Origin of the sequence: Microbacterium sp. A8/3-1, from assembly GCF_040267695.1 — a bacterium.
In the GTDB taxonomy this organism is placed as follows: Bacteria; Actinomycetota; Actinomycetes; order Actinomycetales; family Microbacteriaceae; genus Microbacterium; species Microbacterium luteolum.
This window is the reverse complement of the sequence record NZ_CP158357.1, coordinates 2,874,016-2,897,452: the sequence shown is the minus strand read 5'-3', so window position 1 is coordinate 2,897,452 and position 23,437 is coordinate 2,874,016. Positions and strand designations below refer to the sequence as shown.

Genomic DNA, 23,437 nt, shown 5'->3' with positions numbered 1-23,437 from the left:
CAATCTCCCGATCCGTGGCCCACGCTGACGCGGTTTTTCACACACTTCTCTGATGACCGAAGCGAACCTGACCGTCCCGCAGCGCGCAACCGCCGCCTATTCGCGTCTCGCCTTCACTCGCGCAGACCTGCTCGACCAGGGACTGTCGCGCCGCGGGATCGCACTCGCCGTCCAGCATGGGCATCTTCAGCACGTCCGACGCGATCGCTACCTCCTGGCCGCAGTTGATCCGGACGTCGTGGAAGCCGTCCGGATCGGAGGGCGGTTGACGTGTCTGTCACTGTTCGCGGTGATGGGCGTCTTCGTCCACCGGCGCCGGGGCCTGCACGTGTTCGTCACGCGCGGCAGCTCTCGGCTGCGTCCGCCGAAGGTTCCGCAGGTCACGTATCACTGGAACCGCTCGTCGGCCCTGCCCGAGCTCCTGCACGTCGCGCCCTTGATCGACGCAGCTCGGCATGCGGTGCGGTGTCAGGAGCCGCGCGCTGCGGTCGCAACGCTGGACAGCCTCGTGCACCACGGCCTGCTGGCGAGCTCTCAGCTGGACGAGGTCTTCGCGGGGCTGCCGGCCCGGATGCGACCGACGCGTACGCTCGTCGACGGCTCCGCCGAGTCGGGCCCGGAGACGTTCGTGCGCCTGATGCTGCGGACGATCGGGGTCCGTTTCGAGACCCAGGTGTTCATCCCCGGTGTCGGCCGGGTGGACTTCGTCGTGGAGGGGTGGTTGATCATCGAATGCGACAGCAAGGAATTCCACGAGGGGTGGCAGAAGCAGCAGGAGGACCGGCGGCGCGACCTCGCGGCCGCCCGTCGCGGATATGTGACCATCCGCCCTCTGGCCACCGACGTCCTCGGCGCGTGGCAGGCCGTGCAAGCGGCGCTGCGGGAGGTCATCGAGACGCTCGGCCCGTCGTTCATCGGCAGTCGGCGCGCACAATTCAGCAAGAACTCCGGGCGGTGACTCGAAACGGCCGGATGGCGGGCGTCTAAGCCAGTTCTGGCTGAATTATGCACGTGAGCGGGGCGCACCATCCGGCGAATCCTGGACGTCATGGCCCCGCCGCGCTAGCGTGCTGCCATGGAGACCCTGCTGATCGTCCTCGGCGTGCTCGCTGTGGCATGGTTCGCGATGCTGATGCGAAAGCCTCGGTCGTCGCGCCGCGCCGATCCGGACGGGTTCGCGGTGGATCCGGCGCTGTCGAAGGCGCTCGACGACTCGGCATCCGACAGCGTCAGGTTCCGGGGTTACCCCTGACTCACCGCTTGTCGGCGAAGCGCTGGATCAGCCGGGCGGCCGGCTCCGAGTCGGTGATCAGGGTGCCGTGACCGTGGTCGGGGATGACCGCGAGATCGGCGCCGGGGATCGAGTCGATGATCGCCTGGCACCAGCTCATCGGCGCGAGCGGATCGTCCTCGCCTCGCAGCACCAGCACGGGGCAGTCGATGCGGGCGAAGGCGTCCTCGGGCTCGTGCACGATCGTGGCGCGGATCTTGCGGATCAGGTGAGGCCCGCCGCGGAGGTACTCGCGCGCACCGCGCCAGATCACGAGCGGACGCTCGCCCAGCAGGTCGATCAGCAGGTACCGCGCCTGGGATGCGACGTTGCGCGCCGCCTTGTCGACGGTCGGTCCTGCGAGGATCACCTTCGCGACGAGCGACGGATGCCGTGCGGCGAGCTCGGCCGCGATCTGACTCCCCATCGAGTGTCCGATGACGATCACCGGATCCTCGCCGGTGTGACGGAGGTAGGCCGCGACCAGGTCGGCATGCCGTTCCATCGTGAGGTTCCGGGTGGGCTCGGGCGCCTCGCCGAAGCCCGGCAGGTCGAGCGCGATGACACGCCCTTCGAGACGCTGCACCACGTCGAGGTAGACGCTGCGGCCCATCCCGATGCCGTGCAGCAGCAGGAACGTGTGCTCGCCCTCGCCGAAGGTCTCGGCGATGAGGGTCGCCCCGCCGTACTCGTATTCGAGCAGGGTGACGGGTGTTCCCTTCGGGGCGAGGTAGCTGGTCGGCACCCGTCAAAGGTAGTCGACGTGGCTGGACGCGTCCCTCAGCCGGCGGGCGTCAGGACCAGGGTGTGCGTGGCCGCCGCTTCCACAGCCTTCGCGGAGAACGCCCATGGCCGCTGGATGCCGGTGGCCCAGTCCGCGGTCTGATCGGTGTAGTGCTCGTCGAACGCGTGGCCGGAGGCGCCGGTGAGGTGGATCCACGTCGAGGCGTCGAAGTCGGACAGGTCGACCACCATGCGCATCGACGGCACCGTGGTGGTCGCGTAGGAGGTTCCGAGCTCCCACCCCGTCGCGTTCACGACCGATGCTCCACCGCCGACCCGGAAGGGCCCGCGGTTGAAGAGGGCCTCGATGGGCGCGATCCCCGAGGCGCCGAGGGTGTCGCTCCGGAGGGTGATCGCGTGCAGGTCGCCCCAGTTCCAGAGGGTGACAGCGGTGCCCTGAAGTCCGGAGAGCTCGTCGTAGGCGTCTTCCGCCGACAGCGCGAGCATCTCGTCCATCCCGTCCACATCGAGCTCGGCGTTGGTCCAGAGCGGATCGGACGGGTCCTCCAGCATGCTTGCGACGACCGTGAACAACCGGGCCTGGCCGTCGATCGGAAGCGGCTGCTCCCGTCGGCCGAAGATGTTCTGCACGAGGTTCGACCACAGGACGTTCGCGTACGCCGCAGCCGCCGAGGATGCCGTGTTCTGCGCATCCCAGGCGTGGAGCAGCTCGACCGCCTCGCGCGGGCCCGTCCCGGAGACCTCGACGTCGGCGAGAGCGGCGGCGAGCTGCTTGCCGATCCACATCTCGCTGTCCATCTGGATGTCCTGCATGTCCTGCGCCGTGAGAGGACCGGCCGCAGCGCGACGCTCGATCAGGTGAGCGATGCGGGCGGCGCGGTACCCGTAGTCCCAGTCGCGGGAGAGGAAGTACTCGTAGTCGTCGGTGACGATCGCGTTGTTCGCGGTGACGATGTAGCCCGAGGTCGGGTTGTACGACACCGGCAACTCCTCGAAGGGGATGAACCCGGTCCAGTCGTAGCTGCTGTCCCACCCGGGCTGGGGCATCCATCCGTCGCCGGCGCCGCGGATCGGCAGGCGTCCTGGTGTCTGGTAGCCGATGTTGCCGTCGGTGTCGGCGTAGGTGAGGTTCTGCGCCGGGACGTCGAAGAGCGAGGCGGCGTAGCGGAAGTCGTCGAAGTCCTGCGCGGTCGAGAGAGCGAAGATCGCGGTCGCGGCGGTGCCGGGGTCGAGCGCTGTCCAGCGCAGGCTGACCGCGTACTCGGGTTCTTCCTTCGGTTCGGGCAGGGTTCCGCCGGAGAACAGGTCTGGGCCTCCGGGGATGCCGGCCTCGACCGCGGGGAGCGGATCGTCGGCGATCGCCGTGAAGTCGTCGGTGAGCCCGGAGATGATCGGACCGTGGACCGTGGAGCGGATCGTCAGCTCGATGTCGTCGCCACCGGCGACCTTGATCGTCTCGGTGCTCTCCTCGAGGGGGACGAGGACGCCGTCGCGCCAGTACTCGTCGCCCTGCACGCGCTCGATGTACAGGTCGGTGACGTCGGTGGTCAGGTTCGTGAAGCCCCACGCGACCTTCTGGTTGTGGCCGATCACGATCCCGGGCAGGCCGGAGAAGGAGAAGCCGCCGACGTCGAACGGGCACGCCTCGTTCACGGTCGAGCACTTCAGCTGCACCTGGTACCAGACCGAGGGAAGGGATGCTCCGAGGTGCGGGTCGTTGGCGAGCAGCGGCATCCCGGTATCGGTGAGGTCGCCGGAAACGACCCAGGAGTTCGAGCCGATGCCCTCGCCGACGTCGCCCACGAGCAGGCTCGCCGCCGCGACGACGTTCGCGGTCTCCTCCCACTCCACCGTCGTGACGGCCTGCTGCACGTCGGCGTCCGTGTCGCGCGACGAGAACGCGGCCGGTTCGGCGTCGGTCTCGAGTGCGGGAACCGTCGAGATCTTCGGGACGATCACCGGGTTCTCGTCGAAGGGATAGTCGGGATAGAGCCGCTCGAGCATCGCGCTCGTGTCGTCTGCGGCATCCGTGGCGTCGGCATCCTCCGTGGCGCCGGCATCGAGCTCCGCGGCCAGCAGCGCGCGCTCGGTCTCGTCCTCGACGTTGCCGCGCAGATCCCAGGCCATCGCTTTGAGCCAGGCGACCGAGTCGGCGGGCTCCCAGGGCTCGGGCGCGTAGTCCGGGTTCTGCATGCTGAGCACGGCATATTCCAGCGACAGCTCGGCGCCGGAGCGCGAGGCGAGGTAGGCGTTGACCCCGGCGGCATAGGCCTCGTAGTAGCCCAGGGTCACGTCGTCCATCGCAGCGACCTCCGCCTCGGCGACCTTGCGCCAGCCGAGCGTGCGGAGGAAGGCGTCGGTTCCGGCCTGCGAGGCGCCGAACATCTCGGCGACGCGCCCCGCTGTCACGTGCCGGCGGAAGTCCATCTCGAAGAACCGGTCCTGCGCGTGCACGAATCCCTGCGCATAGAAGAGGTCGTCCGTCGAGTCGGCGGTGATCGTCGGGACGCCGCTGGCGTCGCGCTTCACCGTGACCTCGGACGCGAGCCCAGTCACCTCGATCGCGCCCCCGGTCTGCGGAAACGACCGCTGGATCGTCCACGTGACGAAGAAGGCCGCCGCGACGGCGATCACGACGATCACGGCGACGACGAGGAACGCGATGCGCCCGATCCGGACGCCCAGCGAACGGCGGGAGGGGACGGCAGTCTCCGGCGAATCAGTCGTCATCGTTGAGCGCTCTTCTCGGGATAGCAGGTGGGACTCAGTCCCACCGAGCCCCAGTGCGCGTGTCAGGGTCGCGCATTCGCATCATATCCGCCGGAGCGCCCGGGCGCAGGGGCGATCCGGCGGACCCGCTCAGCCGATCAGGCTCGGCTGCAGATCGCGCAGCGTGCGCCGATGCGTCATGCGGGTGACCCCGATCATCGCGAGCGCCAGGGCGGCGACGAGCCAGAGCGCCAGGACGGCCAGATCCCAGCCTGCACGGGCGAGGTTCCCGCCGTACATGAGCTGTCGCATCGCGTCCACGACATATCCCAGCGGCAGCACATGATGCAGGGCCGCAAGTGGCGCCGGCAGGGTCTGCCAGGGGAAGGTGCCTCCGGCGGTGACGAGCTGCAGCACCATCAGCACCAGGCCGAGGAATTGGCCGACCGATCCCAGCCAGACGTTGAGCGTGAGGATGATCGACGCGAACGTCGCCGAGGCGAGCACCATCACCCCGAGCGTGCCGATCGGATTGTCGAACGTGAACCCGAGCGTGATCGCGAGGATGCCCATCAGTCCGACCATCTGCACCGCGCCCAGCATGGCGGGGGTCAGCCACCCGGCGAGCGTGATGCGGATCGGCGAATGCAGGGCCGTGACCGCGCGCCGCGAGATCGGCTTGACGATGAGGAACAGCGCGTAGATGCCGATCCAGGCGGAGAGCGCCGCGAAGAACGGCGCGAGCCCTGCGCCGTAGTCCTCGGCGGAGGCGACCTTGTCACTCGAGACCTTCACCGGGTCGGCGATCGTGTCGGCCTGCAGCGTGCGCAGTTCGGGCGTCGACGCCGGGATCTGGCCGACCCCGTCGGACAGCCCGTCGCGCAGTTCCGCGGTGCCCGCCGCGAGCGTGCTCAGCCCGTCGCGCAGCTGGGCGGCTCCGGCGTTCGCGGAAGAGGCGCCGGTGGCGACGGTGCCCGCACCGGTCGCGAGCTCGGACGCCCCGGAGGCGACGGATGCTGCGCCGGCGGCGAGCTGGTCGACCTGACCGACCGCGGATTGGACCTTGCCGTTGCCGTCCTGCAGCCGCGTCGCCAGGGGGTCGAGGGCCGCGAGGACCTGATCGATCTCTTCCTGGGTCAGGCCCTGGTCGATCAGGGCGTTCGCGATGTCGGTCCGCACCTGCGGCAGCGCGTCGGCGGCCTGCTGCACGGCGGCGCCCGCACGATCCGCGACGTCGGCGAGCTGGCGGTTCCCGGCGCTCACCTGCTGCGCACCGCTCGCGAGCGTCTGCGCGCCGGCGGCGAGCTGCGCGGTTCCATCGGCGAGCTGCGCCGTGCCGTCGGCGAGGGTGGAGCTTCCGGATGCCGCGGTGTTCGCGCCATCCGTCAGCTGGGACGCTCCGTCTGCGGCAGTGATCAGGCTGTCGCGCACGTCGCTCAGGCCTGTCAGCAGGCGCTCGGCGGCCTCGCTGCCGACCATCTCGGCCACGGAGCTGCGGATCTTCTCGACCGCCTGCGTGCCCATCGAGGACGCGAGGTAGTTGTTGGCGTCGTTCGTCTCCAGGTCGATGCGCGCCTGGTGCGGGGAATCGCCCGCCGCCGAGGTGAGCGCCGAGGAGAAGTCGGCGGGGATCGTGACGGTGAAGTCGACGGTGCCTTCGCGCAACGCGTCGGCGGCCTCCTCCGCTGTCATCCGCTGCCAGTCGAACGCGTTGCCCTCGATGAGGTTGTCCGCGACGTCCGCGCCGTAGTTCACGGTGTCGGCGCCGGCCTCTTGGTCGGTCGCCGGGGCGCCCTCGTCGTCGACGACCAGCGCCACCGGGACCTCGGGGAACTTCGCGTAGGGGTCCTGGTTGGCCCACAGGTAGAGGCCGCCGTAGAGGATCGGCACGCAGATCAGCGCGACGAGGGCGATGATGCCCATCTTGCTGGCGGTGAGGCGTCGCAGCTCGGCGGCGATCATGGAAGGAACCTTCATCGCACGCCTCCGTTCTCGGTCGGGGTTTCGTTATCGGTGTCGGACGCTTCGACAGGCTCAGCGACCCAGGTGGGCGCGTCGGCCCCCGAAGTGGTGCCGGATTCCTCGAGCACGAGCGGCTCGATCGGCCCGGAGGCGTTGATCGCGTCGAACTCCTGCATCCGCTCGAGGGCGACGGCAGCCGATCCGCCGATGATCACGAGCATCGCGTAACCGCGGTCGGCGAACTCGCCGGCGATGCGCCACCAGCCGTCGGGGCTGCCGCCGTGCCGGTCGGGGGCGACGAGCACGATGCCCTCGACTCCTCCGCGCAGCACTGCGAGCTCGCACATGATCCGCACGCGGGCGGCGGGGTCTACGGTGCCGATCGGGACGGATGCCAGTTCGGCGAACCCGAGCTGAGCCAGCCAGCGGCGCGCGTGCACGGGTGTCGCGCCGACGCCGGCGAACATGAGCTCCTCGCCCACGACTCCGGCGAGCGTGATGTCGGCGTGCGGGTCACTGGCGTCGGGTGCATCGACCAGGGCCACGCGCCGCCGCAGCTCCTTCGCGTTCTCGGCGCCGTCGAGGGTGACTCGGCCGGAGTCGGGCCGCATCCGCCCGCTCGCGATCAGGCCGAGCACGGTCGGCCGCTGCTCGGTCTCGGCGAGGGCGAAGCGCACGGCCCCGGTGTGGAACTCGAGGTTCGTCAGCGGCAGGGCCTGTCCGCCGCGGCCCTTGCTCACGTCGTGCAAGGTGATCCTCATGCGTCCGCCTCCTGGTCGATCTCCGTGGCGATGATGTCGGGGTGCGCGGTGAGGAGCTCATCGGCTTCCCGCCACGACAGGCCCGCGATGCTCAGCACGGTGCGCACCGCGACGTTCGCGGCGCCCGTGCTGGCGGCATCCGTCCGCGACACGACCGTGCGCGCCATCTCCTCGATCAATCGGGCGAGGGTGGGTGCGGCGAGGTCGGTGCGGAAGCTTCCGTCCTCCTGCCCGCGACGGGCGAGCGCGGCGACTGTGCGGCGCAGCGGTGCGAGGGCCGCGGCCGTGTGCTCGACGTGCGACTCGTCGAGGGCGAGGGCGGCGGCGACCTGCACGTGCGCGGCCTCCTGCCAGAGGCGAGCTGCCAGGCGGGCGAGGGCGATGCGGCTGTCGTGGTCGTCGACGGAGGTGGCGATGGCGTTGAAGCGCTGCGCTCCGCTCGAGATGAGTTCCCGGATCAGCGCGTCGCGGTCGTCGAAGTGCCCGTACAGGGTGCGGCGCGAGAGCCCGGCCGAGCGCGCGATGACGTCGACGGAGGCGTGCGGATCGTTCGCGAGGGTCGCACGGGCGGCGTCGAGGATGCCGGCGCGGTTCTCGACGGAATCGCGACGGGGTGCACGGGTGGTCATGCCTCCATGGTACGTATAGTGCACACTACTGTGCAAGATAACTCGGAGGACTCACAGCATCCCGAATGCGCAGCGTGCACAACTCAGCACGGAACGCGCGTTCTCCCCCTGTGAGACGCTCTGCGCGGCGAACCGGCGAGTTCTTGCTGAATTGTGAACGGCGGCATTGGATGCCGGAACGCAGAAGGGGGCGGATGCCGCAGCATCCGCCCCCTCCGTGAAGAACGGGTCAGTCGGTGCCGGAGTCGAAGGCTGCGCCCTCGGAGGCGACGTCCACGGCATCCGCCAGGTTCTCGTCGACCTCTTCGACCGAACCGGTGATCTCGCCCGACTCGCCAGCGGTCACGCGACCGACGAGCTCGCCGGTCGCGCCGCCGATGAGTCCCAGACCCGCGTACTGCTCGAGGCGCGAACGCGAATCGGCGATGTCGAGGTTGCGCATCGTGAGCTGGCCGATGCGGTCGACCGGGCCGAAGGCGGCGTCGCCGACGCGCTCCATCGACAGCTTCTCCGGACCGTACGACAGGTTCGGCGAGACGGTGTCGAGGATGGTCCAGTCATCGCCGCGACGCAGACGGATCGTGATCGAGCCCGAGATCGTGAGGCCGACCCAGCGCTGGATCGACTCGCGCAGCATGAGCGACTGCGGCTCGAGCCAGCGTCCCTCGTACATGAGGCGGCCGAGACGGCGGCCCTGCTCGTGGTAGGTCGCGAGGGTGTCCTCGTTCAGGATGCCGTTGACGAGGCGCTCGTAGGCGATGAAGAGCAGCGACATGGCCGGGGCCTCGTAGATGCCGCGCGACTTCGCCTCGATGATGCGGTTCTCGATCTGGTCGCTCATGCCGAGGCCGTGGCGTCCGCCGATCGTGTTGGCCTCCATGACCAGGGCGACCGGGTCGCTGTACTCGACGCCGTTGATGGCGACCGGGCGGCCGGCCTCGAACGTGACGGTGACGTCTTCGGTCTCGATCGCGACCGACGGGTCCCAGAACTTCACGCCCATGATCGGGTCGACGGTCTCGAGGGACACGTCGAGGTGCTCGAGCGTCTTCGCTTCGTGGGTGGCGCCCCAGATGTTCGCGTCCGTCGAGTACGCCTTCTCGGCAGAGTCGCGGTACGGGAACTCGTGGGCGACGAGCCAGTCGCTCATCTCCTTACGGCCGCCGAGCTCGGTGACGAAGTCGGCGTCGAGCCACGGCTTGTAAATGCGCAGGCGCGGGTTGGCGAGCAGGCCGTAGCGGTAGAACCGCTCGATGTCGTTGCCCTTGTAGGTGGAGCCGTCGCCCCAGATGTCGACGCCGTCCTCCTTCATCGCGCGCACCAGCAGCGTGCCGGTGACCGCACGACCGAGGGGAGTCGTGTTGAAGTACGTCTTGCCGCCGGAGCGGATGTGGAAGGCGCCGCAGGAGAGGGCGACGAGGCCCTCTTCGACCAGAGCCGTCTTGCAGTCGATCAGGCGCGAGGCCTCGGCGCCGTACTCGAGCGCGCGGCCCGGGATCGACGCGATGTCGTCTTCGTCGTACTGTCCGAGGTCGCCGGTGTACGTGAAGGGAATCGCGCCCTTGTCGCGCATCCATGCGACGGCGACGGAGGTGTCGAGTCCTCCGGAGAAGGCGATGCCGACGCGCTCGCCGACGGGCAGGGACTGGAGGACCTTGGACATGCTTTCCAGTCTATCCGCGGGCGGCGTGTCGCCCTGTGCCGCATGACGACCCCGCGTGCAGGAGATGCCGGCCTACTGCGGGACCGACTCCTTCTGACGCTCGTCATCGCCGACGGATGCCGGTGCGGCCAGCATCCGTCTCTGATGCGCGGCGTACTCGCCGCCCCACCGGGTGAGGGTGTCGACCAGGGGCTGGGCGCCTCTCCCGAGGTCGCTCAGCCGGTACTCGACCTTGGGTGGCACCTGCCGGTACACCTCGCGGGTGATCAGGCCGTCGTCCTCGAGCTCCCGCAGCTGTCGCGTGAGCACGCGGGCCGTGGGTTCGAGCAGAAGGCGGCTCAGCTCGCCGAAGCGGAGCACGTCGTGCTCGCCGAGGAGGGAGAGGATGCTGGGCTTCCAGGCGCCGCCGAGCACGGCGATCGACACCTCTGCGTCGCAGGCATCCGTCCATTCCCGGACGATGCGCTCCGTCTTCTCTCTCATGGGCTCGCCTCTCGCGCTTCCATAGTATCCAAATGGTCACTATGTGACCGGAATGACAGTACTTGCCGGTTCAGTACCATCACACCAGACTGAGACGGTGACGTCCAGTACCCCCACGACCATCTCCCCGACTCGTCCCCTCCGCCACCCCTGGCTGGCGATGATCCCGCTGCAGCTCGGCATCCTGATCGGGGCGCTCGCGATCAGCAGCGTCTCGACGGCCCTGCCGGCTATCCGCGGTGACCTCGCGCTCACCGACAGCGGAGCCCTGTGGCTGGTCGACATCTACTCGCTCGCGCTCGCGGCCACGCTCATCCTCGCTGCGCGCATCGGCGATGCCTTCGGTCGCAAGCGCATCGTGCTGATCGGCCTCGCGGGATTCGCCCTCCTCAACGCCGTGGGCGGGTTCGCCGACAACGGGCTCGTGCTGATCGCCATCCGGGCTCTGCTCGGGGTCGCGGAGGCGTTCGTGGTCGCGGGTGTGGTCGCCACGATCGGCGCCCACTACCAGGCACGCGAGCGCGTGCTGGCCTACGGGCTGTGGACGGCCACGTTCGGCGCCGGGAGCGCGCTCGGCCCGGTGCTCGGCGGGATCGTCACGGAAGGGCCGGGATGGCGATGGCTGCTGCTGGGCAGCGTGCCCCTGGCCGTCCTCGCCGGTGCTCTCGCCATCTGGCTCGTCCCCGACTCCCGCAGCTCCCGCCCGGCATCGTGGGACGTGCTCAGCATCCTCTCCTCGATCGTCGCGCTCGGGGCGCTGGTCTTCGCCCTGCACGAGGTGCTCGCGGCGCCGGTTCCCGCGGCCGTGGCCGGTGTCGTCGCCGTCGCGGTCCTGATCTTCTTCATCCGCCGACAGCGCGTGCTCCGCGATCCGCTCATCGACATGCGGTTGTTCGGCGTGCCGGGCTTCAGCCCCGCGATCGTGCGGATCCTCGCGAGCAGCGGTGTGGCATCGGCATCCGTCGTCCTCGTGAGTCTTCATCTGCAGGATGCGCGCGGCCACAGTGCGGCCGAAGCGGGGATCGCGATCCTCCCGCAGGCGGTGGCCATTGCGCTGGGCGGCGTGCTGGCACCCGTCTTCCTGCGGATGCTGAGCGCGAACGCGCTGACGGTGCTGGCGCTCACGGTGCAGGGCGTCGGACTGGCCTGGCTCGCCCTCGATCCGGACCTGGTCGCGCTCCCCCTGCTGCTCGTCGGCCTGGGGTTCGGAATCGGGGCGACCCTCGCCGCGACCGCGCTGTTCGACGTCACGACGGAGGACGACGCCGGCCAGGTGGGTGCCATCCAGGAGGTCGGCTTCTCGCTCGGCGGCGGACTCGGAATCGCGGTGCTCGGCACGATCGGCTCGATCCTCGCGGCGCGCGGATTCACCGTCGCCCTGGTCATCGCCGCGGTGGTCGTCGTCGCCGCGGCCGTGCTGCCGCTCGCCCGCACCAGGAAGGCGACATCGTGACCGCCACGCGCCCGACAGCGCACTGGATCCTCGCGCACCCGCAGTCGAGCTCGTTCAACGCACGACTCTTCCATGAGGGATCCCGGAAGCTCGCGGCCGACTACGACGTGGTCACCTCCGACCTCTACGCGCAGAGCTTCGATCCGGTGCTGTCGGCGAAGGATCTCGGCGAGCCCTTCGGCCGTGCGGGCAACGTGGTCGACCTCATGGGCGAGGCCCAGGCTGCAGGGCAGCTGGCCGACGACGTGATCGAGGAGCAGCGTAAGGTCGCCGCAGCCGAACTCCTCGTGTTCCAGTTCCCCCTGTGGTGGTACGGAGTGCCCGCCATTCTGAAGGGATGGTTCGATCGCGTGCTCACGAACGGGTTCGCTTACGGCACTCTCGACCCCGAGACCGGGGTGCCGCTTCGCTACGGTGCCGGACCGCTCGCTGGCCGGCGGGCTCTGGTGATCGTCACCGCCGGTGAGGACGAGCGGTCGATCGGCCCGCGCGGCATCAGCGGAGACATCGACTCCCTGCTCTTCCCGGTGACGCACGGCACACTCTGGTACACCGGCATCGAACCGCTCGACCTGCACGTCGTGCACGACGCCGACGGACTCGACGCGACGGGTATCGATGCGGAACTCGACCGCCTCGGTCAGCGCCTCGCAGGCATCCGCACGGAGACGCAGCTCCGGCCCTACCGACGCCTGCAGGATGGCGACTATCGCGGCACGAGAGCTCTCCGCGCCGACATCCTGGCAGATCGCACCGATCTCGGCATCCATCGCACGGGCGTCGACTCGGCTCGGTGAGCCCGGCCCGGCTTCAGAGGTCTTCGTGCCGCGCGGTGCGCAGCGGTGACAAGAGCACGATGAGCGCCGCGATCACGAAGATCACCACGCTCACACCGATCGTGACGCGGAACCCGAACGCGGTGGCGAGCCCGCCGGCGATCAGCGCGCCGATGAGGAACATGACCCGGTTGACCGTGCGGATCGAGGCGTTCAACCGGCCCTGCATCTCGTCGGGCGCGACAGCTTGGCGATAGCCCATCTCGTTCGGGTCCTCGAGGCCCATGCCCAGCCCGAACAGGAACTGGCCGATGCCGAGAGGGATCGCCACGATCGCGATGTTCTCGGATGCCGGGAGGATCAGCACGGCGAGCCAGGCCAACGCCGAGAGCACGCGTCCGGCCAGGACTGCACCGCCGACCCCGAAGCGTCGGCCGGCCATCGGTGCGAGGACCGCGCCGAGGAATCCACCGACGCCACCGAGCGCAAGCACGAAGCCGAACACCAGAGCGCCGAGGTCGAGCTCGCGCAGGGCGTACGGAGCGAACGCGGTCAGCGCGATGCTGTTGCCGAGGAACCAGACGTTCACCGACGCGGCCATCGGGGCGAGGGTGCGATGCGAGTACGTCCACCGCAGACCCTCGACGATGTCGTGACCGAGGTGGCGTCCGTCGCTGCGGGGCTCGGCCTTCGGTTCGTCGACCTTGATCCGGCTGAGCATCACCGCGCTGACGAGGTAGGCGACGGCGTCGATGAGGATCGCGACCGGAGCACTGAGCCAGCTCACGAGCGCTCCGCCGAGAGCCGGGCCGGTGGTCTGCGCGACGGTGCCCGCCTGCCCGAGCCTGGCGTTCGCGGCGACGAGCTGGTTCCGCGGGACGAGTCGGGGAAGCATCGGCTGCGCGGCCGAGTCGGCGATCAGCGTGAGGGCGCCGAAGATCAGGAACAGGGCGCCGAACGTCCAGACCGTCAGGGTGCCGGTGACCCACAGCACCGGGATCGCGCCGAGGACGAGTGCGCGGCCGACGCTCGCGAGCACCATCGCGGGCTTGCGGCGCCACCGGTCCATCAGCGCCCCGACGATCAGGCCGAAGAGCAGGTAGGGCACCACGTTCGCCGCGTTCAGCAGGCCGATCTCGAAGGCGGAGGCGCCCAGTGTCGTGACGATGAGCACCTGGAATGCGACAGCGCTCACGGCTCCGGTGAACGCCCCGAGGGTCGACGACGACCAGAACAGTGCGAACGCGGAGAGGCGCAGCACCTCGCCCGGTCTGTCACCCCTCGCCGGCCTGCTCATCGTGTCGTCATCTTATGGTGGGCCGCTGCCGCGGCGGGGAAACGGAGATCGGATGCCGTGGGCGCGGCGTGTCCGGACGCGACGCGCCGACGAGCGCGGCGATCGTCTCCGTTTTCCCGCCCCGGAAGTGGGAGAGTGTGCACGGAGGCGGAACATGGGCGAAGCGGTGCTGTGGGGTGTGGTCGCGGCATCCCCGCTGTTCGTCGGCGCGGTGCTCGCGATGCTGCGTGCCTGGCCGCCCCGCTGGCTCGGCATCGTCCTCGGCTTCGGCGCGGGCGCGCTGATGGCCTCGATCGCCTTCGAGCTCTGGGAAGAAGGACTCCAGCGCGGCGGCGCGATCCCGCTCGTGGCAGGGGTCGCCGCTGGCGCCCTCGCGTACTACATCGCCGCCCGCATCCTCGACGCCAGGGCCGCGAAGAAGAAGAGCGAAGCGGGCGGCGGACAGCTCGCGGTCGGCGCTCTGCTCGACGGCATCCCCGAGCAGCTCGTGCTGGGAATCGGACTGGCATCCGGCGAACCGGTCAGCATGGCTCTCGTCGTCGCGATCCTCGTCTCGAACCTGCCGGAGTCCATCGGCTCGGCCGCCGACCTGCTCCAGGGCGGCATGGCGAAGAGTCGCGTGCTGCTGCTCTGGGCGGGGGTGGCCGTGATCTGCGCGCTCGCCACCGTCGCGGGCTTCGGTCTTGCCACGGTCACCGGTGAGGCCTTCCGCACGACGGCGAGCGGATTCGCCGCCGGAGCCCTGCTCGTGATGCTCGTCGACTCGATGGTCCCCGAAGCCCAGTCGAAGGCCAAGGAGTCCACGGGTCTTGCGACCGTGCTCGGGTTCGCGCTCGCCGCGGGTCTGTCGTTCGCCGGCTGACGCTTCGCGTGGCAGTCCGGCAGGGTCACGGGCCGGAACACTGTGCCTTTCTGCCACGGGAGCGCCCCGCCGGATGGCGGCATCCGCACGGCAGATCGGGTGCGGGCGGCGGGTTACGCTCGGGGAGGACGTGAAGGATGCTGGCGGGACGCCGCCACGCAGACGGCGAGGACAAAGGAGTTCTGATGACCGACACACTGGCTCGCCCGCCCTTCGACCCCGAGCTCGAAGCCGCTCTCGCCCTGGTCGCCGACCAGATGCCGACGACACTCACCTCGGAGATGATCCCGCTCATGCGGCAGTCGCCGGTCAGCGGAGAAGACGAGATCTTCGTGCTCCTCGACGAGCGCGGATTCACCCGCCGCGATGTGACGATCGCCGGTCACGGAGGCGATGAGATCACCGTCTCGGTGATCGAGAAGGAGGGGCGCACGGGCACGGGTCCCGGATTCTTCCACACGCACGGCGGCGGCATGATCCTCGGCAACCGGTGGCTCGGCGTCGTCGGATTCCTCGACTGGGCGGAGCGCTTCAACGGCGTGATCGTGACCGTCGAGTACCGGCTCGCGCCCGAATTCCCCGATCCGTACCCGGTCGAGGACTGCTACGCCGCGCTCGTGTGGACGGCGGACAACGCGGAAGATCTCGGCATCGACCTGTCGCGTCTGCTGATCGGCGGCGGCAGCGCCGGGGGCGGACTGGCCGCCGGCACGACCCTCCTCGCCCGCGACCGTCGGGGTCCGGCGCTCATCGGACAGCTGCTCATCTACCCCATGCTCGACGACCGCGACGAGACGGTCTCGACGCAGCAGATCGACGGCATCGGCGTGTGGGACCGCGGGTCCAACATCACCGGCTGGACCGCTCTGCTCGGCGACCGCAAGGGCGGCGCCGACGTCTCGATCTACGCCGCCCCCGCGCGTGCGACCGACCTCGCCGGTCTCCCGCCGGCGTTCATCGACTGCGGCAGCGCCGAGGTGTTCCGCGACGAGGACGTCGCCTACGCCACGCGCCTCTGGGAGGCGGGGGTCCAGGCCGAGCTGCACGTCTGGGCCGGCGGATTCCACGGATTCGACATGTTCGCGCCGCACGCGGCCGTGGCGCAGGCGATGCTCGCCGCCCGCGACAACTGGGTGAACCGCCTGCTCGCCTGACGCCATCACCCTAGGGGGTCCTCGCCGGACCCCGTAGGGTGGAACTCCCGCGCGATGGAGCCGACATGCAAGATCTGCTGGGGCGTCTCACCGCCCTCGACCCGGACGCCAGCGAGACGCTCAAAGTCGTCACGTACTTCGACGCCCTCGTCGAGCGATCCGTCGGTGTCGAGAGCATGCTCCGCGGGGCTGCGGTGCTGAGCGGCGCGACCGTCGGGCAGCGCGACGGCCGCCAGATCATGCGCGTGCGCGCCGACGGCGTCCGTATCGATCCGATCGATCCCCGAGAGGGATGGATGCGGCGCGACAGCGGACCCGATGCCGTCGTCTGGATCGAACGCGAGGGCCAGGAGCACACCAACGACGCGATGATCCTCGAACGGCTCGCTCTCGCGCTCGGCATCATCCGCGCGCGCCGATCCGTGGGCACGGCGAGCGCGGTCGAACTCGCGATCAGCTCCTACGCGGGCGTCGATGAGCGGATGACCGCGCTCTCGCGTCTCCGGCTGCCGCCCGGCCCGCTGTGCGTGGTGGCCTCGCCGCCCGACCCGGCGCCCCTGGCGCAGCATCCGTCCGCCGTCATCGCCACGCGGCACGGGCTGACCAGAGCGACGATCCTCCCGGCGGAGTGGGCAGCGGCAGAGGCCTGGGATCCGGCTGACGACGGGCGACGGGGTATCGGCACACCCGGGCTGGAGGGGCAGCTTCCCGCCTCGTGGTCGTCCGCGCTCATCGCGGTGCGACTGACCACCCCCGCAGAACCCGTGCTCGCTGCCGCCGACCTCGGCGCACTGCTGCTCGTCGCCGAGCAGGCCGACTCCGGTGCCCTCCATCCGGATGCCGCAACCCTCGCCGGCCTGGATGCCCGCAGCCTCGAACTCCTCGACGCCGTGGTCGACGAGCAGAGCGTGCGGGCTGCGGCCGTGCGCCTAGGACGGCATCATTCGAGCGTGCAGGATCGCCTCTCGGTGCTCACCGAGACGCTCGGGTACGACCCGCGCACCTCTCGGGGGCACGCACGCTTCGTCGTCGCGCGGATGCTGCTCCGCCTCGCCGACTGAGGCGTTTCGTCTCGTCGCTGCGCTCCTCGCTCAACGACCGGGCTGTGGGTGCTGACGCGTTTCGTCTCGTCGCTCGACGACCCGGGCTGTTCGTTGAGCGAGCGCAGCGAGACGAAACGCCGAACGCGGGGGACTCACCCGAATCCGGGGTACTCCTCGAGCTTCTTCTCGAACTCGGCGCGGTCGGCCTCGCTGAGCACGCCGCTGGCGATCACGACGAGCTGCAGCCCCTCGAGCGGCTCCCCGGTGCGCGCGTTCTGCGCCTGGCGGGCGGTCAGGAAACCGCCGTCGGAGTCCTTCGACAGGTCGTAGATGTTCGCGTAGAACCGCAGCGGATCGGGGTAGTTCTCCGTGTAGTACTCCCAGGTGTTCTGGGTGCGCGGATCATCGCTGCCGTACAGCTTCGCGATCATCGACGGGTCGATGCCCGAGTTGGTCGGGTCGTTGAACGAGTAGAGGTCCCACAGGCCGTGCTCGAGCACGACGTCGTCGATCGCGGCCATGACGTCGAGCTTCTGCGCATAGTCCTGGATCGGCTCGTTCGTCGCCCACCCCGTGGACGTGAACTCGACGAGCATCGACTCGCCGCCGTACCCGTTGCGCTCGGGGCGCAGGTCCTCGTCGCCGACCGGCACCCACGTGAACCCGAACTCGGCGGTCAGCCTGTCGCGGATGTCGGCGAACAGTGCGTCGGACTGGGCGCGCACCTCTTCGAGCGACTGCTGGCTCAGCGTCTGCTGCGGGTCGGTGCCCTTGATCGCCGGGTACGCCTCCTCGTGCTTCTGCTCGTCGCTCTTGACGCCCTCGTAGTTGCCGGACGCGGAGGTCTGGAGAGCGCTCATGCCGCCGACCGTCGCGACGTTGAACAGGATCGTCACGATGAGTGCGATCGCGCCCAGCATCCGTCCTCGCGCGGAGAACAGCGCGGCGATGATCACCGCGACGACCACGAGCTGCAGGGCCAGCATCGTGACGCCGTAGAGGATGTCGGTGCCGCCCGCGACGAGCGTGCCGAGCAGGATCAGTGCGAACAGGACGGATGCCGCCAGCGCGATCCAACCGAGCGCGTTGGCGGGCTTCTTCTCCACGTCGAGCGTCGCGGTGGCTCCGGGCGTCGGCGGCAGCGGAGCCCCGGCCGCCGGTGCCTGCTGGCGTCGCGCACCCCGGTAGCCTCCGGGCGGAGGCACGGGCGGCGCCCCCTCGGTGCCGGCGATGTAGCGCGCCCGCTGCTTCTCGTGATCCATCACCATGGCTTGTCCGTTCCCGAGCTGCCGGGGTCGTCGTTCTGCTGCTGGTCGCGCTCCTGCGTGCCCTGCTCGAGCTTGTCCTGCAGATCCTCCAGCTTGTCCTCGGACGGCTGCGGCTCCTCGTCCTCGGGCTGCGGCTCCTGCGGCTGCGGTTCCTGCTCCTGTTCCTGCTGCTTCTGCTTGAGCCGCTCCTCGGTGCCCTCGAGCGAGTCCGACATGTCGCGCTCCGGATCCGAGGACTGCTCCTGCGCCTCGTCGCTCTTGCACTCCTCTGGCGTCTCGACCGTGATCGTCAGCGCCTCGCCGTACAGCTGCGCCGCCGTCGCGCCGTCGCCGTCGGCCCGGGCGGCATCGCCCATGCGCTCCACGACGAGGGCGAGGTTGATCCGCACGCCGCACACCTCGAGGCCGTGCGCGAGCTCCAGGGCCTCCTCGAGCTTCGCCCGCGCCTCGGGCAGCTTCTCGGCCGCGCCGAGAGCGGTGCCGATGTTGAAGGGCGCCTTGTACGGCTCGAACCAGTTCAGGAACTCCTGCCCACGGGCCGAGGCCTCGGAGCCGGCGTAGTCGTCGACCACGTAGGCGGTCACCGCCTGATGCGCGAACGCGTACATGCTCAGCAGCTTGCCGACGAAGAACAGCGCGGCGAGCGTGAGAGGGAGGGTTCCGATCGCGACCCAGCGGCGGATGCTGCGCCGTCGGCGGTTCGACCGCAGCAGCGCCGCGGCCGCCTCGTCCTGAGGTGTCATGACGCACCTCCTTCGCCGGTCGATGCGGGCGTTTCGTCTCGTCGCTTCGTTCCTCGCTCAGGAACCGCGGAACGAGCGCCCTTCGTCTCGCTGCGCTCGCTCAGGGACCGATTGGTACGGGGCGACCGCAGCTGCCGGAGTCGCGCGATGAGCAGCGTCGCGCGCGTGAGCTCGACGCCGAGGAGCGCGATGATCACCAGCGCGGCGATCCAGTACAGCTCGGTGACGTTGCCGACCTCGCCGGACTCCGCGTAGCTCGTCGTGGTCGACGGGGCGTCCGGCAGCGTCGGCGCGGCATCCGCCGTTCGGTGCTGGTACTCGACGCCGAGCTGCTCGGCGAGCGCCTCGAGGTTCTGCTCGTCGATGACCGAGAGCGCATCCTCGCCCTGGTACTCGATGTATCCCTCGTCGTCGTCCACGCCTCCGCCCGTGATGCGCATGGGGCCGCCCTCGGCCGTGCCGTAGCCGAAAACGCCGCCGGCGTCGGTGTACTTCGCGCTGCCGCTGAACGGCTCGGGCGGCGTGTCGACCGTCTGCTCGCCGTCGCCGAAGTAGAACACCATGCGCGAGCGATCAGGGGAGGACTCGGCGGCCGAGGCGAGCGTCTCGGACACCAGCGGAGCGGAGATGCCGATCGAGCTTCCGCGCGACTGGCTGGTCACCTCGGGTCGCAGCACTTCGAGCGAACCCATCAGCGCCGTGGTGTCGGTGGTCAGCGGCATCCGCAGCTCGGCAGCGGCATCCGACGTGATGAGGGCGAACCGGGCGCCCGGGTACTCCTCGACGATGGCCCGCACGTCCTCGCGGACGCCGTCGATGCGGGGCTGCCCGTCGCCCCAGTCCTCCGCCACGATGCTCGCGGTGGTGTCGACCACGAGCACGATGTCGGTATCGGTGGCGAGCGTCTGCGTCGCTCCGCCGGGGATGCCGGGGCGCAGCAGCATCACGAAGCAGGCGAGCAGAAGGAGAACGCGCAGCGCCCACAGCGTGCGGGTGCCGGACTTCGCTCCCGCGGTGCCGGAGCCCGCTCCCTGGGTCCCTGAGCTCGTCGAATGGCCGCTCCCGCGCACGGTCAGCCAGACGGCGAGGGCGATCACGGGCACGAACAGCAGGACGAGCAGCAGCGGATGCAGGACGGGCTGGAAGATCACAGTCTCACCCTCCACAGCACGACGGCGAATGAGAGCAGTGCGACGGACAGCACCACGATCCAGAGGTTCGGGGTGTCGGTCCACACGACCTGCGCCTCGCCGCGCAGCTCGGTGGCCTCCTGCTCCTGCACCTCGGTCACGATGTCGGACACGGTCGTCGTGTCGCGCAGACCGTAGGCGGCGCCCCCGGTCGTCTCGGCCGCGGCGGCGAGCTCGGCGCTCACCTCGGCGTCCTTGCCCTGCACCGGGTTGAGAGCGAACACGCGCACGCCCTTGGACTTGGCGTAGCCCGCGGCCTCCTCGAGCGTCACGATCGAGGCGCCGTTGATCTCGTTGTCGGTGGCGAAGATCACCGAGCGCGACCGCTCGTCGTCGGGGCGGTCGAAGCCCATGGTGCACGCGGCGAGTCCGTCGCCGATCAGCGAGGCGCCCTCGCCGTTGAGCGTGCCGACCCAGTGCTCGGGGATCTGATCGACGTAGTCGAAGCTCTCCTTGATGCTCGCGAGGTGCTCGCGGATGAAGTCGTAGTCGTCGGTCAGCGGGAAGATCTGCACGGGCGAGCTGTTGAAGATCGTCAGACCGATCCGCTCGCCCTCGAAGTCCTCCAGCAGTTCCTCGAACACGCTCAGCACCTCGACGTCGACCTCGGTCATCGAGCCGGACACGTCGAGGCACAGCATGATGTCGCGGCTGGTGTTCACCGGCTGGATGGTCTGCGACGACATCGGCCGGGCGGCCACCACGCCGGCTGCGACGGTCGCCACGGTGCCGAGGACCAGGATGCCGGACAACGCGAGCACCCGCCGCGTCAGCGCCTGGCGGAACGACGGCAGCGCGCGCAGACGCTCTGCGCGGGCGACCCGCGCCCGCTCGCCGGCCTCGCCGCGTCCGGCGCGGCGGAGGCCCAGCGCGAGGCCGATGCCGAGTGCGATCAGCACGACCGCGAGCGCGACGATGATCATCCAGAAGTTGGCTAGTGCCATGTGCGCACCACCGTCCGCGCCGCCTCGGCGCCGGCGATCGGGTCGATCGCCGGTCCCTGGCGGAAGATGCTCGGGTAGTAGTGCCGGCCCATCGCGTCGATGAGCGCGGGGTGCACGCCGCGGGCCTTGAGGTCGTCGAGCGCGAGCACCGGCGCCTCCAGGCCGCTGTACTCGTTCACGAACGTGCGCACGACCCGGCTCAGCTCGAAGTTCGCGTTCCTCGCCGAGAGCTTCCGCTCCCGGTAGTCCGACTCGACCATCTGGATGCGCTCGAGGTACTCGGTGCGCAGCTGCGAGAGCACGTCGACCGTGAGCAGCGTGGGCCCCTGCGCCTCTCCGGCTGTCGAGAGCACGCGCCGCGGACGGGTGAGCACGATCAGCAGCCACGCGCCGAGCACCAGCAGGGCGAGGATGCCGATGGCGAGCAGCATCCATCCCCAGCCGTACTGCGCCGGCGGGTAGAGCTCGTCAGATCCCGGCATGAGACCTCCGGTTGAGCAGCTGCAGCAGCTGGGAGACGGCGTCGTCCTGCCCGTCGAGCGCGGCGTGGCTGATCTCCATGCGCTTCAGGGTCTCGGCGAGACGGGCGGCGTCCGCCTCGGTCTGCGCCGTGAGCTCGCGGACGATGCCGAGGTCGCCCTGCACGAAGTCCGGAACGTCCCACCGGCTGTCGACGTCGCTGCGGATGGTGCGCGTGGTGTGGTCGAGCACCGGGTCGGCGTCGCGCACCGTGAGCCACAGCACGTCGTGCTGCACGCGCAGGCGGCGCAGCATCCGCTCCGTCTCGTCGGTGATCGGCGCCTCATCGGTGATCACGACGACGATCATGCGCCGCGAGATGGTGCGCGTGACGTACGACAGCAGGGCGTCGCGATCGCTCGATGCGGTGCTCTCGTCGATGGCCTTGTCGATCGTGCGCAGGGCGTGCTCGAGCGCGCCCTCGCTGCGTCCTGGTGCGCGCCGACGCACACGCTCTGCGTCGCCGTAGACCATCGTGAAGTCGTCGCCGTGCCGCAGGGCGAGCACGCCGAGAACGCCGGTCGCGAGGATCGCCAGATCCTTCTTCGACTTCTCGTCGTGAGCGAGCGCGGCCATCGAGCGCCCGGTGTCGACCACGAACATGATCGTGTGCATGCGCATGGCGCGGTGACGCTTCACCAGCGGAGCACCCAGTCGTGCGGTGGCCCGCCAGTCGATGTCGCGCACCTGATCGCCGTACTCGTACTTGCGCAGGTCCTCGAAGTCGAGGCTGCGCCCGTGCAGCAGCGACGCGTAGGCGCCGTCGAGCGCGTGCAGCGACTTGCGCGACGAGTGGATGAAGAGCTTGCTCTTCACCTGCGTGATCAGGCTGGGCATGGGGGCTTTCCGGCTGGGTCCCTGAGCTTGTCGAAGGGGTCGAAGGGTCAGGGAGTCGGCACGGCGGCGAAGATCTCGTCGATGATCTCCTCGCTGCGGATGCCCTCGGCGTCGGCCTCGAACGTGAGGAGCAGACGGTGGCGCAGCACCAGGTGGCGGAGCGCCCGGATGTCCTCGGGCAGCACGTGCGCGCGGCCGTTCAGCAGCGCGAGCGCCCGCGAGGCCTGAAGGAAGGCGATGCTCGCGCGCGGGCTCGCCCCGTACTTGATGAGGCGTGCGCGCTCCTCGCCGATGTACGGCGCGGGGTTCCGGGTCACGTAGGCGATCGACACGATGTAGTTGCGGATCGCGGGGTCGACGTAGACCCGGCTTGCGACGTCCTGCAGCAGGTGCACGTCGTCGAGGGTGACCGCGCTCGTCACGTGACGGTCGGGGTCGAGCACGCCCGAGTCGATGCGGCTCAGGATCTCGAACTCCTCGGCCGGGCTCGGGTACTCGACGATCTCCTTGAGCAGGAAGCGGTCCATCTGCGCCTCGGGCAGCTCGTACGTGCCCTCCTGCTCGATGGGGTTCTGCGTCGCGATCACGAGGAAAGGCTTCGGGAGGTGATGGATCTCGCCGCCGATCGTGGTCTGGTGCTCCTGCATCGCCTCGAGCATGGCGCTCTGCGTCTTCGCGCTCGAGCGGTTGATCTCGTCGAGCAGCACGAAGTTCGCGTGCACCGGGCCGAGGACCGTGCGGAACGTGCCGGTCGCCGACTCGTAGATCTGGCTGCCGGTGATGTCGCTCGGGAGCAGGTCGGGCGTGCACTGGATGCGCTTGAACTGCGCCTTCACGGTGTCGGCGAGAGTGCTCGCCGCCGTCGTCTTGGCGAGCCCGGGCACGCTCTCGAGCAGGATGTGACCGCCGGCGATGAGCGACACGAGCAGGCTCATCCGCAGGCGGTCCTGACCGACCATCTTCGCGGAGTAGGAGTCCGAGATGACCGTGAGGACGGCGGCTGCGCGGGACATCTCGGCGTCGGTGGGGGCGCCCTGGTTCTTCGACCCGGAGACGCCCGCCGTCGTGGAGCTCGACGCCCGGGTCGCCGGGCTTGTGCCCTGGGCCCCGGAGCTTGCGCCCTGGGTCCC

At 69.7% G+C, this 23,437-nt stretch carries 22 protein-coding genes; 7 read left to right on the top strand and 15 right to left on the bottom strand.

Going from position 1 to position 23,437, the window contains the following annotated elements:
- The first annotated feature begins 52 nt into the window (after positions 1-52).
- Entirely contained in the window at positions 53-958 is a 906-nt protein-coding gene (locus ABS642_RS14180; RefSeq protein WP_350350604.1) for a hypothetical protein, read from the top strand.
- Between the two features lie 117 nt (positions 959-1,075).
- Entirely contained in the window at positions 1,076-1,252 is a 177-nt protein-coding gene (locus ABS642_RS14175) for a hypothetical protein (RefSeq protein ID WP_350350603.1), read from the top strand.
- 1 nt (position 1,253) lies between these two features.
- On the opposite strand, the gene ABS642_RS14170 is transcribed toward ABS642_RS14175, so the two are convergent.
- The 7 genes from ABS642_RS14170 to ABS642_RS14140 form a co-directional block, all read right to left on the bottom strand.
- Positions 1,254-2,015, bottom strand: coding sequence for an alpha/beta hydrolase (locus tag ABS642_RS14170; RefSeq protein WP_350350602.1), 762 nt, complete (start codon positions 2,013-2,015; stop codon positions 1,254-1,256).
- A gap of 35 nt (positions 2,016-2,050) precedes the next feature.
- Positions 2,051-4,744, bottom strand: a complete 2,694-nt coding sequence (locus ABS642_RS14165; RefSeq protein ID WP_350350601.1) for a penicillin acylase family protein — start codon at positions 4,742-4,744, stop codon at positions 2,051-2,053.
- A 129-nt stretch (positions 4,745-4,873) separates the two neighbouring features.
- Positions 4,874-6,700 (bottom strand): YhgE/Pip family protein, encoded by a 1,827-nt coding sequence (locus tag ABS642_RS14160; protein ID WP_350350600.1) that lies wholly within the window; start codon positions 6,698-6,700, stop codon positions 4,874-4,876.
- Positions 6,697-7,446, bottom strand: coding sequence for a hypothetical protein (locus ABS642_RS14155; RefSeq protein WP_350350599.1), 750 nt, complete (start codon positions 7,444-7,446; stop codon positions 6,697-6,699). Before ABS642_RS14155 ends, ABS642_RS14160 begins: the two co-directional genes overlap by 4 nt.
- Positions 7,443-8,075, bottom strand: coding sequence for a helix-turn-helix domain-containing protein (locus ABS642_RS14150; RefSeq protein ID WP_350350598.1), 633 nt, complete (start codon positions 8,073-8,075; stop codon positions 7,443-7,445). The genes ABS642_RS14155 and ABS642_RS14150 overlap by 4 nt, the downstream gene beginning before the upstream one ends.
- Before the next feature lie 229 nt (positions 8,076-8,304).
- The gene (argG, locus tag ABS642_RS14145) at positions 8,305-9,738 is read right to left on the bottom strand and encodes an argininosuccinate synthase (RefSeq protein ID WP_350350597.1); all 1,434 of its coding nucleotides are present in this window, start codon (positions 9,736-9,738) and stop codon (positions 8,305-8,307) included.
- A 72-nt stretch (positions 9,739-9,810) separates the two neighbouring features.
- Positions 9,811-10,221, bottom strand: coding sequence for a helix-turn-helix domain-containing protein (locus ABS642_RS14140; protein WP_282215226.1), 411 nt, complete (start codon positions 10,219-10,221; stop codon positions 9,811-9,813).
- 97 nt (positions 10,222-10,318) lie between these two features.
- On the opposite strand from ABS642_RS14140, the gene ABS642_RS14135 reads away from it, so the two are divergent.
- On the top strand, positions 10,319-11,674 hold the full coding sequence (locus ABS642_RS14135) for an MFS transporter (RefSeq protein WP_350350596.1): 1,356 nt from the start codon (positions 10,319-10,321) through the stop codon (positions 11,672-11,674).
- The gene (locus tag ABS642_RS14130) at positions 11,671-12,471 is read left to right on the top strand and encodes an NAD(P)H-dependent oxidoreductase (protein WP_350350595.1); all 801 of its coding nucleotides are present in this window, start codon (positions 11,671-11,673) and stop codon (positions 12,469-12,471) included. Before ABS642_RS14135 ends, ABS642_RS14130 begins: the two co-directional genes overlap by 4 nt.
- Before the next feature lie 13 nt (positions 12,472-12,484).
- Here the strand turns inward: ABS642_RS14130 and ABS642_RS14125 are convergent, their stop codons facing one another.
- Complete coding sequence (locus ABS642_RS14125) at positions 12,485-13,747, bottom strand: MFS transporter (RefSeq protein ID WP_350350594.1); 1,263 nt, start codon at positions 13,745-13,747, stop codon at positions 12,485-12,487.
- A gap of 154 nt (positions 13,748-13,901) precedes the next feature.
- Here ABS642_RS14125 and ABS642_RS14120 point away from each other — a divergent pair, with 154 nt between their 5' ends.
- From ABS642_RS14120 to ABS642_RS14110, 3 genes are all read left to right on the top strand, one after another.
- Positions 13,902-14,609, top strand: coding sequence for a hypothetical protein (locus ABS642_RS14120; protein ID WP_350350593.1), 708 nt, complete (start codon positions 13,902-13,904; stop codon positions 14,607-14,609).
- Positions 14,610-14,794: 185 nt separating this feature from the next.
- On the top strand, positions 14,795-15,763 hold the full coding sequence (locus ABS642_RS14115; RefSeq protein WP_350350592.1) for an alpha/beta hydrolase: 969 nt from the start codon (positions 14,795-14,797) through the stop codon (positions 15,761-15,763).
- 65 nt (positions 15,764-15,828) lie between these two features.
- A complete protein-coding gene (locus tag ABS642_RS14110; protein WP_350350591.1) occupies positions 15,829-16,824 on the top strand; it encodes a LysR family transcriptional regulator in 996 nt (331 codons plus the stop codon).
- A 134-nt stretch (positions 16,825-16,958) separates the two neighbouring features.
- On the opposite strand, the gene ABS642_RS14105 is transcribed toward ABS642_RS14110, so the two are convergent.
- The 7 genes from ABS642_RS14105 to ABS642_RS14075 are packed head-to-tail and all read right to left on the bottom strand — an operon-like array spanning position 16,959 to position 23,320.
- On the bottom strand, positions 16,959-18,074 hold the full coding sequence (locus tag ABS642_RS14105) for a hypothetical protein (RefSeq protein WP_350350590.1): 1,116 nt from the start codon (positions 18,072-18,074) through the stop codon (positions 16,959-16,961).
- Complete coding sequence (locus ABS642_RS14100) at positions 18,068-18,817, bottom strand: hypothetical protein (protein WP_350350589.1); 750 nt, start codon at positions 18,815-18,817, stop codon at positions 18,068-18,070. Before ABS642_RS14100 ends, ABS642_RS14105 begins: the two co-directional genes overlap by 7 nt.
- Positions 18,814-19,968, bottom strand: coding sequence for a VWA domain-containing protein (locus ABS642_RS14095; RefSeq protein ID WP_350350588.1), 1,155 nt, complete (start codon positions 19,966-19,968; stop codon positions 18,814-18,816). Before ABS642_RS14095 ends, ABS642_RS14100 begins: the two co-directional genes overlap by 4 nt.
- Positions 19,965-20,951 carry a VWA domain-containing protein gene (locus tag ABS642_RS14090; protein ID WP_282215215.1) on the bottom strand — a complete coding sequence of 329 codons (987 nt, stop codon included), beginning with the start codon at positions 20,949-20,951 and terminating at the stop codon, positions 19,965-19,967. Before ABS642_RS14090 ends, ABS642_RS14095 begins: the two co-directional genes overlap by 4 nt.
- Positions 20,942-21,433, bottom strand: coding sequence for a hypothetical protein (locus ABS642_RS14085; protein WP_350350587.1), 492 nt, complete (start codon positions 21,431-21,433; stop codon positions 20,942-20,944). Before ABS642_RS14085 ends, ABS642_RS14090 begins: the two co-directional genes overlap by 10 nt.
- A complete protein-coding gene (locus ABS642_RS14080; protein WP_282215213.1) occupies positions 21,420-22,307 on the bottom strand; it encodes a DUF58 domain-containing protein in 888 nt (295 codons plus the stop codon). The genes ABS642_RS14085 and ABS642_RS14080 overlap by 14 nt, the downstream gene beginning before the upstream one ends.
- Positions 22,308-22,354: 47 nt before the next feature.
- Positions 22,355-23,320 (bottom strand): AAA family ATPase, encoded by a 966-nt coding sequence (locus ABS642_RS14075; protein ID WP_282217544.1) that lies wholly within the window; start codon positions 23,318-23,320, stop codon positions 22,355-22,357.
- Positions 23,321-23,437 lie beyond the last annotated feature (117 nt).

Excerpts from the sequence above, each read along its gene's own strand:
- ABS642_RS14175 (WP_350350603.1), top strand. The coding sequence starts at position 1,076 with ATGGAGACCCTGCTGATCGTCCTCGGCGTGCTCGCTGTGGCATGGTTC.
- argG (WP_350350597.1), bottom strand. The coding sequence starts at position 9,738 with ATGTCCAAGGTCCTCCAGTCCCTGCCCGTCGGCGAGCGCGTCGGCATC.
- ABS642_RS14155 (WP_350350599.1), bottom strand. The coding sequence starts at position 7,446 with ATGAGGATCACCTTGCACGACGTGAGCAAGGGCCGCGGCGGACAGGCC.
- ABS642_RS14080 (WP_282215213.1), bottom strand. The coding sequence starts at position 22,307 with ATGCCCAGCCTGATCACGCAGGTGAAGAGCAAGCTCTTCATCCACTCG.
- ABS642_RS14115 (WP_350350592.1), top strand. The coding sequence starts at position 14,795 with ATGACCGACACACTGGCTCGCCCGCCCTTCGACCCCGAGCTCGAAGCC.
- ABS642_RS14100 (WP_350350589.1), bottom strand. The coding sequence starts at position 18,817 with ATGACACCTCAGGACGAGGCGGCCGCGGCGCTGCTGCGGTCGAACCGC.
- ABS642_RS14105 (WP_350350590.1), bottom strand. The coding sequence starts at position 18,074 with ATGGTGATGGATCACGAGAAGCAGCGGGCGCGCTACATCGCCGGCACC.
- ABS642_RS14180 (WP_350350604.1), top strand. The coding sequence starts at position 53 with ATGACCGAAGCGAACCTGACCGTCCCGCAGCGCGCAACCGCCGCCTAT.
- ABS642_RS14165 (WP_350350601.1), bottom strand. The coding sequence starts at position 4,744 with ATGACGACTGATTCGCCGGAGACTGCCGTCCCCTCCCGCCGTTCGCTG.
- ABS642_RS14125 (WP_350350594.1), bottom strand. The coding sequence starts at position 13,747 with ATGAGCAGGCCGGCGAGGGGTGACAGACCGGGCGAGGTGCTGCGCCTC.
- ABS642_RS14075 (WP_282217544.1), bottom strand. The coding sequence starts at position 23,320 with ATGTCCCGCGCAGCCGCCGTCCTCACGGTCATCTCGGACTCCTACTCC.
- ABS642_RS14140 (WP_282215226.1), bottom strand. The coding sequence starts at position 10,221 with ATGAGAGAGAAGACGGAGCGCATCGTCCGGGAATGGACGGATGCCTGC.
- ABS642_RS14150 (WP_350350598.1), bottom strand. The coding sequence starts at position 8,075 with ATGACCACCCGTGCACCCCGTCGCGATTCCGTCGAGAACCGCGCCGGC.
- ABS642_RS14090 (WP_282215215.1), bottom strand. The coding sequence starts at position 20,951 with ATGGCACTAGCCAACTTCTGGATGATCATCGTCGCGCTCGCGGTCGTG.
- ABS642_RS14160 (WP_350350600.1), bottom strand. The coding sequence starts at position 6,700 with ATGAAGGTTCCTTCCATGATCGCCGCCGAGCTGCGACGCCTCACCGCC.
- ABS642_RS14120 (WP_350350593.1), top strand. The coding sequence starts at position 13,902 with ATGGGCGAAGCGGTGCTGTGGGGTGTGGTCGCGGCATCCCCGCTGTTC.
- ABS642_RS14110 (WP_350350591.1), top strand. The coding sequence starts at position 15,829 with ATGCAAGATCTGCTGGGGCGTCTCACCGCCCTCGACCCGGACGCCAGC.
- ABS642_RS14085 (WP_350350587.1), bottom strand. The coding sequence starts at position 21,433 with ATGCCGGGATCTGACGAGCTCTACCCGCCGGCGCAGTACGGCTGGGGA.